Source organism: Roseibium sp. MMSF_3544 (assembly GCF_030732845.1).
GTDB lineage: Bacteria > Pseudomonadota > Alphaproteobacteria > Rhizobiales > Stappiaceae > Roseibium.
The window spans coordinates 45,025-58,560 of the sequence record NZ_JASHKA010000020.1; the positions used below are offsets into that span (position 1 = coordinate 45,025).

Sequence of the window (13,536 nt, forward strand, 5' to 3'; positions counted from 1 at the left end):
ACTGTGTCAGTGAGCAGCGTCCACTTCCACCATCTCAACCTTGTAGCCCCAGAGCCGTTCGACGTATTTGAGGGTCGCCTCTTTGCTGGCCGTGTCGAGGGGCACGGAATTGCGCCGCACGGCCCGCAAATGCAGGCAGCGATCTCCAAGCAAGTCCGCATCGGCGATCTGAATGTCCGGCTCCAGCGCGGAGAGGTCGTGATCGTGCGCTAAAACGTCCCGCAAGTGTCTGTAGCCGTGGGTATTGTGAATGCCGGTAACGGTGCAGTAGCGGGAGTCCGACTTGTCGGAAATGGCGAACATCCGGAAACGGCGCATGACTGCAGGCGACAGGAATTGCTGGATGAAGCTCTCGTCCCGATAATTCTTCCAGGCATGTTTGAGAACATTGCGCCAGTCACCATTGCCCGCAATATCGGGAAACCACTCACGGTCCTCGTCGGTCGGGTCGACGCAAACCCGCTTTATGTCCTGCATCATCGCAAATCCGAGAGCATATGGATTGATGCCGGAAAAGCGGGGATCGTCGAAGCCGGGTTGGGTCAGGACGTTGGTATGGCTGTGCAGGATCTCCAGCATGGCCCCGTCGGAAAGACGGCCCTCGGAGTGCAGCTTGTTCAGGATGTAATAGTGAACGAAGCAGGCACATCCCTCGTTCATGACCTTGGTCTGTTTCTGCGGATAAAAATACTGGCTGATGTTTCGCACGATCCTGAGAATCTCGCGTTGCCAGGATTTCAGGATCGGACTGTAGTGTTCCAGGAAATAAAGCAGGTTTTCTTCCGGAAGCTGCATCTCCCGTTTGCGTTCGAGCAGATCTGCGTCCTGCACCTGCGAACCGTCCGGCTTCGCCGGGATCGTGTTCCAGAGATAGTAGACATTCTGCTCAGCGGCCGCGAGGCGGGCCTGCCGCTGCTCCTCGGCTTCGCGCAGCGAAAGTTGCCGTGGACGGCGGTGCCTGAAGACGCCATGCGGCATCAGCGCGTGAGCCGCATCGAGCGTCGCTTCGACCTCACCCAGACCGTGCTTTTCTTCGCATGAGGCAAGAAAGCGCCGCGCATACTCAAGGTAGTCGAGAATGCCCTCGGCGTCGGTCCATTGTTCGAAAAGATGGTTGGACTTGAAGAAGTGATTGTGCCCAAAGGCCGCGTGCGCCATCACCAGCGCCTGGAGCGGCATCGTGTTTTCTTCCAGGCAGTAACTGATGCACGGGTTGGAATTGATCACGATCTCGTAGGCGAGCCCGCGCGCGCCCTTGCGGTAAAGCCGATCGTGACCGAGGAAGTGTTTGCCGAACGACCAGTGATGATACATCAGCGGCATGCCGATGGAGGAATAGGCGTCGAGCATCTGTTCGGAGGAAATGATCTCGATCTGGTTCGGATAAAAATCCAGATCCAGATCCTCCCGTGCCACCTGTTCGATCGCGTCGAACGTGCGCCGCAGCGTGTCAAAGTCCCAGTCGGTCTGGTCGAACAGCAGCTCGGGCTTGGCTTTTGTTGCGCGTTTAGCCATTGCCCTGCCCCGACGGTTCGCGTGCGAACAGTTCCCGGAATACGGGATAGATGTCCGCGGCGGTGGAGACGCGTTTGCGCGCGAAATTCGGCCAGATTTCGGCGACCCGGCCATAGGATTCCCAAAGTTCCATGCCGGTCGCCTCGCTGTTGATCAGCTGGGCTTCGTCTTCTCCGACGATTTCGACATAAGCGAAATACTGGCTGATTTGCATCAGCTCCTCTGTCAGCAGCGCAACGCATTTTTGGGAATCGCCGCTGAAATTCTCACCATCGGACGCTTGCGCGGCGTAGATGTTCCATTCAGATGGCGGATAGCGTTCCTCAATGACCTCCTTCATCACCACGAGTGCGGTGCTGACCACGGTGCCGCCTGTTTGCGGCGAATAGAAAAATGTCTCCTCGTCAACCTCGGACGCATCATGTGTGTGCCGGATGAAGACGATGTCCGTTTTCTCGTAGCGGCGGTCAAGGAACAGATGCAGCAGCATGAAGAAACGCTTTGCCAGGTCCTTTTCCCGTTCGCCCATGGAGGCGGACACATCCATCAGGCAGAACATCACTGCATTTGCATTAGGCTCCGGCCGCTGCTCGAAATAATTGTAACGAACGTCCAGAGGGTCGATATAGGCGACAACTTTGCGGCGCCGGACGAAGTCTTCGTATTGTGCGCGTAGCGCTGCGAGTTCCTCGCGTTGCTTCTTTGTCGGCGCGGCCACTTTCTCCAATTTGAGTATGCGTTTCAGGAGTTCCTGGGCTTCCTTGTCCTTGGGCCGCTTCAGACCGATCCGCCGGCCAAGCGCATTGCGCATTGTGCGGGCGATGTTGATGTTCGCCGGTGCCCCGGACGTGGAGTAGCCCGCCCGGTGCGGATGGGTCTTGGTGATTTCCTTCAGGCTCTGCTTGACCAGGTCAGGCAGTTCAAGATCGTCGAAGAAGAAGTCCAGAAATTCCTCCCGCGAGAGGGCAAACAGGAAATCGTCCTCGCCTTCGCCGTCAGGTGAGCCCTGCCGCCCGGCGCCGGACCCGCCGCCCCGCGGCGGCTTTTCGATCCGGTCGCCGGTCTGGAACGTCTTGTTTCCCGTAAACACGCGCTCGCGCCGCCCGCCTTCGGACGATTTGCGGAACGACGGCTCGGCGACGCCTTCGGTTGGAACGGACACGTTCTTGGCCCGGTCGACATCGGCGATGCCGCGTTCACGGACAGCATCCTCGACCGCTTTCTTGATCTGGGACCGGACCCGTTTCAGAAAGCGGCGCCTGTTGCTAAGGCTCTTGTCTTTCGGGTTCAGTCGGCGGTCGATGAAATGCGCCATCTTTCATTCGGCCTCCAAGGTTACCCGGCCTTGTTGACGCGCATGTACCACTCGACGAGCCGCCTTACCTGTCGTTTCGTATACCCGTGTCCGGTCATGCGCTCGACAAATTCATGATGCTTTTCGTCGGTCTTCTTGTCCCGCTTGGCGCCGAAACTGATGACGGGCAGTAGCTCTTCCACCTTGCCGAACATGCGCTTCTCGATGACCTGGCGAAGTTTCTCGTACCGGCGCCAGTCCGGGTTCTGGCCCTGGTTCTCCGCCCGGGCACGCAACACGAATTTCACGACCTCGTTGCGGAAGTCCTTCGGATTGGCGACGCCCGCGGGCTGCTCGATCTTCTCCAACTCTTTTTCCAGAACCTCGCGATCGAAAATCTGGCCCGTGTCCGGATCCTTGTAGTCCTGCTCTTCGATCCAGGCATCCGCGTAGGCTATGTACCGGTCGAACAGGTTCTGGCCGTAGTCAGTGTAAGATTCCAGATAGGCCTTCTGGATCTCGTTGCCGATGAATTCGGCATAGTGAGGTGCGAGCTCGGTCTTGAGGAAATCCAGATACTTGCTCTCGGTCTCCTGGTCGAACTGCTCACGCCTGACGGCCTGTTCCAGCACATACATCAGGTGAACGGGATCAGCCGAAATCTCTTCCGTGTCGTGATTGAAGGTTTCGGAAAGCACCTTGAATGCGAACCGCGTGGAAATACCGTTCATGCCTTCATCGACACCGGCGGAATCCCGGTATTCCTGTAACGACTTCGCTTTGGGATCGGAGTCCTTCAGCATCTCGCCGTCATAGACGCGGAGCTTCGAGTAAAGCGTCGAATTCTCATGTTCGTGCAGCCGGGTCAGCACACTGAAGCGCGCGAGCAGCGGCAACGTCTCCGGCGCGCAGGGTGCCTCGGCCAGCGCACTCTGGCTGAGCAGTTTGTCGTAGATGTCAGCTTCTGAGGTCGCTCTCAGGCAGTAAGGAACCTTGACCACACTGATGCGGTCAAGAAAGGCCTCGTTGTTCTTGTTGCTTTTGAACTGGCTCCATTCGGATTCGTTCGAATGCGCAAGGATGAGGCCCTGATAGGGCAAGGCGCCGATGTTTTCCGTACCGACATAGGACCCTTCCTGTGTCGCTGTCAGCAGCGGGTGCAGCACCTTGATCGGTGCCTTGAACATTTCGACGAATTCCATCAGGCCCTGCGTCGTGCGGTTCAAGGCCCCCGAATAGCTGTAGGCGTCCGGGTCGTCCTGGCTGAATTCCTCCAGCTTGCGAATGTCGAGCTTGCCGACAAGAGCCGATACGTCCTGGTTGTTTTCGTCTCCCGGCTCGGTCTTTGTCACGCCGATCTGGCGCAGCCGCGAGGGATAGAGTTTGACGATGGAGAATTTCGAGATGTCGCCTTCGAACTCGTCAAGCCGTTTGGTTGCCCATGGCGAGATGAGACCCGTGAGTAGGCGGCGGGGGATGTGGTATTTGTCCTCCAGCAGATCGCCGACACGGTTGGCGCTGAACAGGCCGAGCGGGGACTCGTAGACCGGGCTGATCTGGTCGCCGGCCTTGAGCACGTAAATCGGCTCCTGTTCCATCAGTTTCTTCAGGATTTCGGCGATGCTGGACTTGCCGCCGCCAACAGGACCAAGCAGGTAGAGGATCTGCTTGCGTTCCTCCAGTCCCTGACTGGCGTGGCGGAAGAACCCGACGATACGTTCGATCGTGGTTTCCATTCCGAAGAGGTTTTTGAAAGGTGCGTAACGCTTGATCGTCCGGTTCATGAAAATCCGGCCGAGCCTCTGGTCCTGGCTCGTATCAATGACCTCTGGTTCTCCAATCGCTGCCATCATCCGCTCGGCGGAGGTCGCGCGCATCAAGGGGTCATCTCTGCATCCAAGCAAGTAGTCCTGGATTGTAATTTCTTCCAGGTTTCTATTTTTGTATTCCTCGGCGAACCGTGTGTATATCTCCATCTTCCGTCTTCCAGCTAGGCGATCCCAACCACCTGCCCCTCTTAGATTAGATGGGACTTTCACCCGGTGTGGCAACTTAAACTTTAGGCTTTCGCAAAAATTTCGATTTCAAAAAAAATTGCGGACGATTTTGATCCACATGGCCATGCTGGAGCCAGAATCGTGACGGGCAATTTTTGGAAACAATCGGCTGGAATTCTTGCCCGTCGAAGAAGGGGTTTACCCGTCTTTACATCTGCTCACCAAAGAGAATGGCGGCGCAACTCATTGAAAAAAAGAATGTTTTCCAGAGATTGCAACAGCGGGCCTCTTGCCGCCACTTGAATTTTTCACGCACGATATCAACTTGGTTTGTCGGCACGGTGACCGGACAGCCTGGTCAGCAACACGGTGACGTTTTTTACTTTGAATTTCTTCAAAAGCCGGGCCCGGACGTCTTCGACGGTGCGAGGGGATAGCCCGAGGACACGCGCCATCTCTTTGCTGGTCTGACCCTTTGACAGCAGCAGCAGAACGTCCCGTTCCCGCGGCGTAAGTCGTGGTCCACCCAGACTATCTTCGATTAGGGCAAAACTCAGAACCGTACGCGCGAGCGGTTTTTCCGGTGTCAGCGTCCTTGCCCGGAACCGGCACCAGATCCGCGAGCCGTCCGATCGCCGCATGAGGCGTTCGTCCGTATAAGGAAGCGACTCGCTCAAGGGTTTCAGACCAATATCCCGAACGTGATGAAATTCTTCCTCGGATCCGTACAGAAGGCGGAAGCTGCGCCCGATCAGCTCTGTTTTTTCGTATCCAAACATGTCCGCAAACGTCTGATTGCAGGTCCGGATGACGCGATGTTCGGTCAGCGCCAGGCCCATGGGGGCGAAGTCATAGGCAAGTGCATCAAATTCATGCATGTGTCACCGTGGTCATACGGTATTGGCACCGTAGATGAATGGTAGCATAGTTCTAGGTATATTTGCCAGATACGGACCGAACACCATGACGTTGACCGATCGACTGATTCGGGAAATCGATGAAAGGCGCGACGATCTCATTGCGCTGACACAGGATCTGTTGCGCATTCCGACGCTCAATCCTCCGGGCGAAAACTACCGGGAAATCTGCGATTATCTTGACAGGCGGTTTCAAGGCGCCGGTTTCGAAACAGAACTGGTCCGGGCGTTTGGAACGCCGGGCGACAGCGACAAGTATCCGCGCTGGAATCTCATCGCGCGGCGTGAAGGCTCTCGTTCGGGCGAATGCATGCATTTCAACAGTCATGTCGACGTTGTCGATGTTGGGCAGGGCTGGACCAGGGATCCTTTCGGCGGTGAACTTGTCGACGGCAAGATTTACGGGCGTGGCAGCTGTGACATGAAAGGCGGCCTGGCCGCCAGCATCGTCGCTGCGGAAGCGTTTCTGGCGGTCTGTCCGGAGTTTTCCGGGGCGGTCGAGATCAGCGCAACGGCAGATGAGGAATCAGGCGGATATGGCGGCGTCGCCTATCTGGCTGAGAAAGGTTATTTCGATCCTGAGCGCGTCCAGCACGTCATTATTCCGGAACCGTTCAACAAAAACCGCATTTGCCTTGGCCACCGGGGCGTCTGGTGGGCCGAAGTGGAAACGTTCGGTGAGATCGCCCACGGCTCCATGCCGTTCCTTGGAGATTGCGCGATCCGACATATGGGCGCGGTGCTGGAAGAAATGGAAAAGAGCCTTTTTCCGGCGCTGGCACAAAAACAGACCGAGATGCCAGTCATTCCGGAAGGCGCGCGGCAATCGACATTGAACATCAACTCCATTCACGGCGGCCAGGTTGAGGGCGACGCCAGTTTCACTGGCCTTCCGAGCCCCTGCGTACCCGACACTTGCCGCATGATCATCGACCGCCGCTTCCTGCTGGAAGAGGACATAGAAGACGTTCAGGCAGAAATCAGACAGATCTTTGAGACTGTCAAAAGCCGTCGGAATTCCTTTCAGTATGAGATCAGGGAGCTGCACCGCGTTCTGCCCACGATGACCGAAAGGGATGCGCCGGTGGTTAGAACGGTTGCGCGGGCAATTGAAGAAACATTCGGCCAAAAAGCGGAATATGTCGTAAGCCCAGGGACTTACGATCAAAAACATGTCGACCGAATCGGAAAACTCAAAAACTGTATCGCTTATGGTCCGGGAATTCTGGATCTGGCGCACAAACCGGATGAATATGTTGGCGTGGAAGATATGCTCGATTGTGCGAAGGTCATGGGCCGGTCACTGATCGAACTGTTGGCAAAGCCGTAACGCCGCGGCATCGACAGATGGGGAGAACAATGCGTTTGAAACTGTTTGGAAACGGGCTGATCAGCGCCCTTGCACTAGCCGCAAGCATCGGCATCGCCGAGGCCAAAACCGACATTATCGTCGCGATGCAGCTCGAACCGCCGCATCTGGATCCGACCAGCGCGGCCGCCGGAGCAATCGACTCCGTGCTCTATTCCAATGTGTTCGAAGGCCTGACCCGCTTTGGCCCGGACGGGTCCGTCAATCCGGGCCTGGCAAAAAGCTGGACGATTTCCGAAGACGGCAAAACCTACACCTTCAATCTCCACGATGGCGTCAAGTTCCATGATGGAACGGACATGACCGCCGAAGATGTCAAATTCAGCCTCGACCGGGCGCGTGGAGACGACAGCGCGAATGCCCAAAAAGCGCTTTTCGCCGGCATTGAAAGTGTGGAGGTGATAGATCCTGTCACCGTCAAGGTCACGCTCAGCGAGGCCAACAGCAATTTCCTGTTCAACATGGCCTGGGGCGATGCGGTGATCGTCGCGCCGGAAACAATCGCAGATATCAAGACCAATCCGGTTGGCACCGGTGCTTTCAAATTCTCCGACTGGGTGCAAGGGGACAAGATCGACCTTGAGAAGAACCCTGACTACTGGGGTACGCCCGCCCAGCTCGACAACGTCACCTTCAAGTTCATCTCAGACCCGACGGCGGCCTTTGCCGCGGTCATGGCGGAGGACGTCAACGCTTTTGTCGGTTTCCCTGCGCCGGAAAACCTACCGCAATTCGAGGCGGATCCAAGGTTCCAGGTGCTTGTCGGCTCGACCGAGGGCGAGACGATTCTGGCGATGAACAACAAGCTGGAGCCGTTCGACAACATCAAAGTGCGTGAAGCAGTGGCCCATGCCATCGATCGTCAGGCGATCATCGATGGCGCCATGTTCGGATACGGCACGCCGATCGGAACGCATTTCGCACCTCATAACCCGGACTATGTCGATCTCACCGGCCTGAGCCAATACGATCCCGAGCGCTCCAAGGCACTGTTGGCTGAAGCAGGGTTCCCGGACGGATTTGAAACCACCCTGAAACTGCCGCCTCCGTCCTACGCCCGCCGCGGCGGCGAAATCATCGCGTCGCAGCTCCGCGCTGTCGGCATCGAGACAGAGATCACCAATCTGGAATGGGCACAGTGGCTAGAGCAGGTTTTCCGCGGCAAGGACTATGGCTTGACCATTGTCAGCCACACCGAGCCGATGGACATCGGGATTTACGCGCGTCCGGATTATTACTTCCAGTACGACAATCCGGCGTTTCAAGAACTGTTTGCGGCCATCACCAGCGAAAACGACCCTGAAAAAAGATCGGAACTTCTGAAGCAGGCCGAGGAGATGATCGCAAAGGACTACGTGAATGCGTACCTCTTCCAGCTCGCCTTTCCCACGGTCGCCGATGCCAGGATCAAGGGGCTCTGGAAAAACCAGCCAACCCAGGCGACAGATCTGACCGCCGTCGTTTGGGAAGACTGAGATCAAACAAGATGGGCGTCTGCCACCGGTGGGCGCCCTTCCCACCCCACTTCAATGTTCCGGAGACAGTATGCCGATAGGCGCGTGACCGGCTGATGCTGCAATACTTCCTGAAACGCCTTCTGTCTCTTGGGCTAAGCCTTGTCGCTGCGTCGGTGGTGATCTTCCTGGCGCTCGAAGTCGTGCCGGGCGACCCGGCGGCCTACATGCTGGGGGTCAACGCTCAGGAAGACACGCTGAACGCCTTGCGGGAGCAATTGGGGCTGAACGGCACGATCCTGCAGCGGTATCTTTCCTGGGCAGGAGGGCTTCTCGTCGGAGACTTCGGCACGTCCTATACCTATAGAACGCCGGTATCGGAGCTGATCGGAGAGCGCTTGTGGGTCTCGTTACCGCTAGCGCTTTACGCTCTGACACTCAGTACGCTGATCGCGTTTCCTGCCGGGATCTGGGCTGCTTCCAGGCGCGGTTCATATGCGGATGCCGGGGTTATGGGCGTGACCCAGCTTGGTGTTGCCATCCCGAACTTCTGGTTTGCGATGTTGATGGTGCTGGTTTTCGCCATCAATCTGCGCTGGTTTTCCGCAGGTGGCTTTCCGGGGTGGGAAGACGGTTTTTTTGCCGGGATGAAGGCGCTGACACTGCCGGCCATTGCCCTGGCTCTGCCCCAGGCGAGCATTCTGACGCGCGTCATGCGCTCCAGTCTTCTTGACACACTCGGCGAGGATTTCATTCGCTCTGCCCGTGCAAAAGGTCTGACCAGAGGCCAGGCAATGTGGCGCCATGCCTTGCGCAATGCGCTCATCCCGGTGCTCACGATCATGGGGCTTCAGTTCTCGTTCTTGCTGGCCGGTGCGATCATCATCGAGAATGTCTTTTTCCTTCCCGGCCTCGGGCGCCTGGTCTTTCAGGCAATCAGTTCCCGCGATCTGATTGTCGTTGAAAGCGTTGTAATGCTTCTGGTCTTCGCCGTCATCGTAGTGAACTTCGCCGTCGACCTTGCCTACGCGCTTGTCGATCCGCGCTTGCGGAGGCGGCGATGAAGATATTCCTGCACAACCGGTCCATGCTGCCGGGCCTGGTCCTGACGTTGATCTTTACCGGCGCCGCGATCGTCAGCCTGGTCTGGGTGCCCTACGACACGACGGTCCTGAACATTGCCGAGCGCATGAAATCGCCCAGCCTTCAGCATCCGTTCGGAACGGACCAGTTCGGCCGGGACATCCTGAGCATGATCATGGTCGGGGCACGCACCTCGATCGCTGTCGCTCTGGTCGCCGTTGGGATAGGAATGCTGGCCGGCGTGCCGCTTGGCCTTGCCGCGGCCGCGCGAAAGGGCAGCCTTCTGGACGAGGTCATCATGCGCATGAATGATCTGGTCTTTGCTTTTCCGAGCCTTCTGATCGCCGTGATGATCACCGCTGTCTTTGGCGCGTCTGCGCTGAATGCGATCATCGCAATCGGCATTTTCAATATTCCCGTCTTTGCCCGCCTCACACGGGGTGCGGCGCTGACGCTCTGGAGCCGCGAATACATCATGGCGGCAAGGGTCGCCGGCAAGGGGCCGGCGCGGATTTCCGTAGAACACATTCTACCGAACGTGACCAACCTGCTGATCGTTCAGGGAACGATCCAGTTCTCACTGGGTATTCTGGCCGAGGCGGGTCTCAGCTACGTCGGGCTTGGCGCGCAACCTCCGACGGCGAGTTGGGGGCGCATGCTGGCCGACAGTCAGACGATGATTTCGCTCGCGCCGCACCTGGCACTCTTTCCGGGACTGGCGATCCTGCTGACAGTGCTTGGCCTGAACCTGATGGGCGACGGATTGCGCGATGTGCTCGATCCGAAACTGCGGAGGTCACGCTCGTGAGCCTCCTGCACATCAACAGGCTGTCACTTTCGATCCATGGATCCACGATCCTCAAGGATGTCTCGTTGAAGGTCGGTGCGGGCCGCATCCTGGGCGTCATCGGCGAGAGCGGATCGGGCAAGTCGATGACGGCTTTCAGCGTGCTCCAGCTGTTGCCGAACGGGTCCGCGTGCAGCGGTGACATATCCTTGTCGGACAAGGACATTCTGGCGTGCAGCGAGGAAGAACTGTGCAGCCTGCGCGGGAAAGAGGTCGGCATGGTGTTTCAGGAACCCATGACCGCCCTGAATCCCCTTCAGACAATCGGCGCCCAGGTTGCCGAGACCATACTCATCCATGAAAATGTGCCGAAGGCGGAGGCGTTGGCGAGAGCCGCCGAAGCATTACGGCGGGCCGAGTTGCCGCAGGACCGGTTCCCCCTGTCGCGATATCCGCACGAACTGTCCGGTGGCCAACGGCAGCGCGTGGTCATTGCCATGGCAATCGCGCTGAGACCGAAACTTCTGATCGCGGATGAACCGACCACGGCACTGGACGTGACAACCCAGGCGCAGATTCTTGATCTCCTGAAGCGCCTGGTGGCCGAAGACGGCATGGGATTGATGCTGATCAGCCATGATCTGGCTGTCGTCGCCGATCTGGCGGACGATCTCGTGATCATGCGTCGGGGCGAAGTGGTTGAAAGCGGCCCGGCTGCGCACCTCTTCCGCAACATGCAGCATCCTTATTCGCGGGCCCTTCTGGAGGCATCGGGTCACGTCCCGGTAAAGTCGGCAAGGACAACGTCTGCGCCACTTCTTCAGGTGCGAAATGTTGTGCGCGAATATGCCAGCCACAGCCATGGCTGGTGGGGACAGACAACCAGGTTCCGCGCCGTCGACGATGTCAGTTTCGAAATCCGAAAAGGCGAAAGCCTCGGTCTTGTTGGAGAATCCGGCTGCGGAAAGTCCACTCTGACACGCGCGATTCTCGGCCTTGAGGAAACCCAGGGCGGTGACATCCTGTTCGATGGCGAGCCGGTCGTCGTGCATCATCATGCCAATCGCGAAGTGCGCCGGCGCATGCAAGTGGTTTTCCAGGATCCCTATGGCAGTTTCAATCCGCGCTGGCGCGTCGACAGGCTGATTACCGAGCCCTACCACCTGCTGGACAGCCCGCCGCAGGGATCAGAACGCAGGGAAGCGATCGCGGAAGCGTTGGAAAGTGTCGGGCTGACTGCGGATGACGCCGGCAAATACATCCACGAATTCAGCGGCGGACAGCGCCAGCGGATCGCAATCGCGCGCGCCTTGATCATCAAGCCGGATCTGATTGTTCTGGACGAGGCCGTCTCCGCGCTCGACGTGTCGGTGCGCGCCCAGGTGCTGGATCTGTTGGCCGATCTCGGCGGCAGGTTCGGGCTCACTTATCTTTTCATTTCCCATGACCTCAGCGTCGTGCGCTCCATAACCGAACGCGTGCTGGTCATGAAATCCGGAAAAATCGTTGAGGAGGGTCCGACGGAGGCCGTCTTCGACAATCCGAAAGACGCTTATACAAAGCAACTTGTCGACGCCGCACCGGTTCTGCCGGCCGATGTTGCCTGAAGGAGATGCCATGACTGACGAACTGGACCTGTGGTTCGATCCGGCCAAGTGCCTGATCGGCGGCAAATGGGTTGCTCCGGCCGGAGGTCAGGAGCTGCCGTTGCAAAATCCATCGACTGGAGAGCGCATCGGTTCAATCGCGCGGGGTACTGCTGATGATGTCGATGCGGCGGTCTTGGCCGCCCGCGATGCCTGGCAGGGCACGTGGGGCCGGACAACGGCAGCCGAACGCGGGCGGTTTCTTTTCCGTCTGCGCGAACTGGTTCTGGAAAAAGTGGAGCACCTTGCGCGTATCGAGGCGCTGGATGTTGGCAAACCACTGAAGCAGGCGCGCGCGGACGCGGTTGCGCTTGCGCGTTACCTGGAATTTTATGGCGGCGCCGCCGACAAACTACATGGCGAGACAATTCCCTATCTCGACGGCTATACGGTTTACACGTTGCGGGAGCCGCACGGCGTCACCGGCCATATTGTGCCGTGGAACTATCCGATGCAGATCATCGGCCGCTCGGTGGGCGCAGCCCTTGCAACCGGAAACGCCTGCGTTCTGAAACCCGCTGAGGACGCCTGCCTGACGGCTCTCGCTTTTGCCGATCTTGCCGTAAAGGCCGGTCTGCCCGATGGTGCGCTGAACGTTGTTCCGGGCCTTGGTTCGGAGGCAGGAGCTGCCCTTTCGGCTCATCCGGGCGTGCACCACGTCAGCTTCACCGGATCGGTTGCGACGGGCGCAAGGGTGCAGGCGGCAGCCGCTGCAAACGTCGTTCCGGTGACGCTGGAGCTCGGGGGCAAGTCGCCCCAGATCGTTTTCGAGGATGCCGATCTTGAGGCCGCTCTGCCGTTTCTGGTCAATGCCGGCATTCAGAACGCCGGTCAGACCTGTTCGGCGTCCTCGCGCATTCTGGTTCACCGGTCGATAGCGGATCAGCTTGTCGGGCGTATGGCTGAAAGATATGCGGCGCTGAAGGTAGGTCCTGCTCTGGCGGACCTTGATGTCGGTCCGCTGATCTCGGCCAAGCAAAAGGGCATCGTCACCAGTTTCCTGGATCGCGGCGACGATCTGGAAAAGGCTGCAGAGGGAGACTTCCAGGATACACCGGAAGGCGGCAACTATGTCAGGCCGACACTTTTTACCGGGGTTTCCCCGACACATACGCTGGCACGGGATGAGATTTTCGGGCCGGTACAGGTTGTTATTCCGTTTGACGATGAGGATGAAGCGGTCGCGATCGCAAACGGCACGGATTATGGCCTTGTTGCCAGCATCTGGTCCCGGGACGGAGCACGGCAGATGCGGCTTGCGAAAAAGATCCGCACCGGTCAGGTCTTCGTCAACAATTATGGTGCCGGTGGCGGTGTCGAACTGCCGTTTGGTGGCGTTGGCAAATCAGGTCATGGCCGCGAAAAAGGCTTCGAAGCGCTTTATGGCTTCACCACGCTGAAGACGGTGGCGGCTTACCACGGGTGAGGCGCCAATTGGGTCCGCACCCTAAGAGCGCTCGCAAAGTCTGTCCCG

The 13,536-nt window shown here is 58.2% G+C and carries 10 protein-coding genes; 6 read left to right on the forward strand and 4 right to left on the reverse strand.

Annotation, left to right across the window (positions count from 1 at the left end; genetic code table 11):
- Positions 1 to 6 precede the first annotated feature (6 nt).
- The 4 genes from RBB47_RS23520 to RBB47_RS23535 form a co-directional block, all read right to left on the reverse strand.
- Positions 7 to 1,515 (reverse strand): SpoVR family protein, encoded by a 1,509-nt coding sequence (locus RBB47_RS23520; protein ID WP_305988344.1) that lies wholly within the window; start codon positions 1,513 to 1,515, stop codon positions 7 to 9.
- Positions 1,508 to 2,830 carry a YeaH/YhbH family protein gene (locus RBB47_RS23525; RefSeq protein WP_305988345.1) on the reverse strand — a complete coding sequence of 441 codons (1,323 nt, stop codon included), beginning with the start codon at positions 2,828 to 2,830 and terminating at the stop codon, positions 1,508 to 1,510. Before RBB47_RS23525 ends, RBB47_RS23520 begins: the two co-directional genes overlap by 8 nt.
- Positions 2,831 to 2,850: 20 nt before the next feature.
- The gene (locus RBB47_RS23530; RefSeq protein WP_305988346.1) at positions 2,851 to 4,785 is read right to left on the reverse strand and encodes a PrkA family serine protein kinase; all 1,935 of its coding nucleotides are present in this window, start codon (positions 4,783 to 4,785) and stop codon (positions 2,851 to 2,853) included.
- Between the two features lie 341 nt (positions 4,786 to 5,126).
- Positions 5,127 to 5,684, reverse strand: a complete 558-nt coding sequence (locus RBB47_RS23535; RefSeq protein WP_305988347.1) for a PAS and helix-turn-helix domain-containing protein — start codon at positions 5,682 to 5,684, stop codon at positions 5,127 to 5,129.
- Between the two features lie 85 nt (positions 5,685 to 5,769).
- Here RBB47_RS23535 and RBB47_RS23540 point away from each other — a divergent pair, with 85 nt between their 5' ends.
- The 6 genes from RBB47_RS23540 to RBB47_RS23565 all read left to right on the forward strand — a co-directional run bounded on the left by RBB47_RS23540 (position 5,770) and on the right by RBB47_RS23565 (position 13,488).
- On the forward strand, positions 5,770 to 7,053 hold the full coding sequence (locus RBB47_RS23540; RefSeq protein ID WP_305988348.1) for an acetylornithine deacetylase/succinyl-diaminopimelate desuccinylase family protein: 1,284 nt from the start codon (positions 5,770 to 5,772) through the stop codon (positions 7,051 to 7,053).
- Between the two features lie 29 nt (positions 7,054 to 7,082).
- A complete protein-coding gene (locus tag RBB47_RS23545) occupies positions 7,083 to 8,567 on the forward strand; it encodes an ABC transporter substrate-binding protein (RefSeq protein ID WP_305988349.1) in 1,485 nt (494 codons plus the stop codon).
- Positions 8,568 to 8,662: 95 nt separating this feature from the next.
- On the forward strand, positions 8,663 to 9,610 hold the full coding sequence (locus tag RBB47_RS23550; RefSeq protein WP_305988350.1) for an ABC transporter permease: 948 nt from the start codon (positions 8,663 to 8,665) through the stop codon (positions 9,608 to 9,610).
- Positions 9,607 to 10,437 (forward strand): ABC transporter permease, encoded by an 831-nt coding sequence (locus RBB47_RS23555; protein ID WP_305988351.1) that lies wholly within the window; start codon positions 9,607 to 9,609, stop codon positions 10,435 to 10,437. Before RBB47_RS23550 ends, RBB47_RS23555 begins: the two co-directional genes overlap by 4 nt.
- A complete protein-coding gene (locus RBB47_RS23560) occupies positions 10,434 to 12,023 on the forward strand; it encodes an ABC transporter ATP-binding protein (protein ID WP_305988352.1) in 1,590 nt (529 codons plus the stop codon). The genes RBB47_RS23555 and RBB47_RS23560 overlap by 4 nt, the downstream gene beginning before the upstream one ends.
- Positions 12,024 to 12,033: 10 nt before the next feature.
- Complete coding sequence (locus RBB47_RS23565) at positions 12,034 to 13,488, forward strand: aldehyde dehydrogenase family protein (protein WP_305988353.1); 1,455 nt, start codon at positions 12,034 to 12,036, stop codon at positions 13,486 to 13,488.
- The last annotated feature ends 48 nt before the right edge of the window (positions 13,489 to 13,536 follow it).

What these genes read in the sequence shown, in the direction of transcription:
- RBB47_RS23540 (WP_305988348.1), top strand. Translation starts at nt 5,770, where the DNA reads ATGACGTTGACCGATCGACTGATTCGGGAAATCGATGAAAGGCGCGAC.
- RBB47_RS23535 (WP_305988347.1), bottom strand. Translation starts at nt 5,684, where the DNA reads ATGCATGAATTTGATGCACTTGCCTATGACTTCGCCCCCATGGGCCTG.
- RBB47_RS23565 (WP_305988353.1), top strand. Translation starts at nt 12,034, where the DNA reads ATGACTGACGAACTGGACCTGTGGTTCGATCCGGCCAAGTGCCTGATC.
- RBB47_RS23525 (WP_305988345.1), bottom strand. Translation starts at nt 2,830, where the DNA reads ATGGCGCATTTCATCGACCGCCGACTGAACCCGAAAGACAAGAGCCTT.
- RBB47_RS23550 (WP_305988350.1), top strand. Translation starts at nt 8,663, where the DNA reads ATGCTGCAATACTTCCTGAAACGCCTTCTGTCTCTTGGGCTAAGCCTT.
- RBB47_RS23520 (WP_305988344.1), bottom strand. Translation starts at nt 1,515, where the DNA reads ATGGCTAAACGCGCAACAAAAGCCAAGCCCGAGCTGCTGTTCGACCAG.
- RBB47_RS23555 (WP_305988351.1), top strand. Translation starts at nt 9,607, where the DNA reads ATGAAGATATTCCTGCACAACCGGTCCATGCTGCCGGGCCTGGTCCTG.
- RBB47_RS23530 (WP_305988346.1), bottom strand. Translation starts at nt 4,785, where the DNA reads ATGGAGATATACACACGGTTCGCCGAGGAATACAAAAATAGAAACCTG.
- RBB47_RS23545 (WP_305988349.1), top strand. Translation starts at nt 7,083, where the DNA reads ATGCGTTTGAAACTGTTTGGAAACGGGCTGATCAGCGCCCTTGCACTA.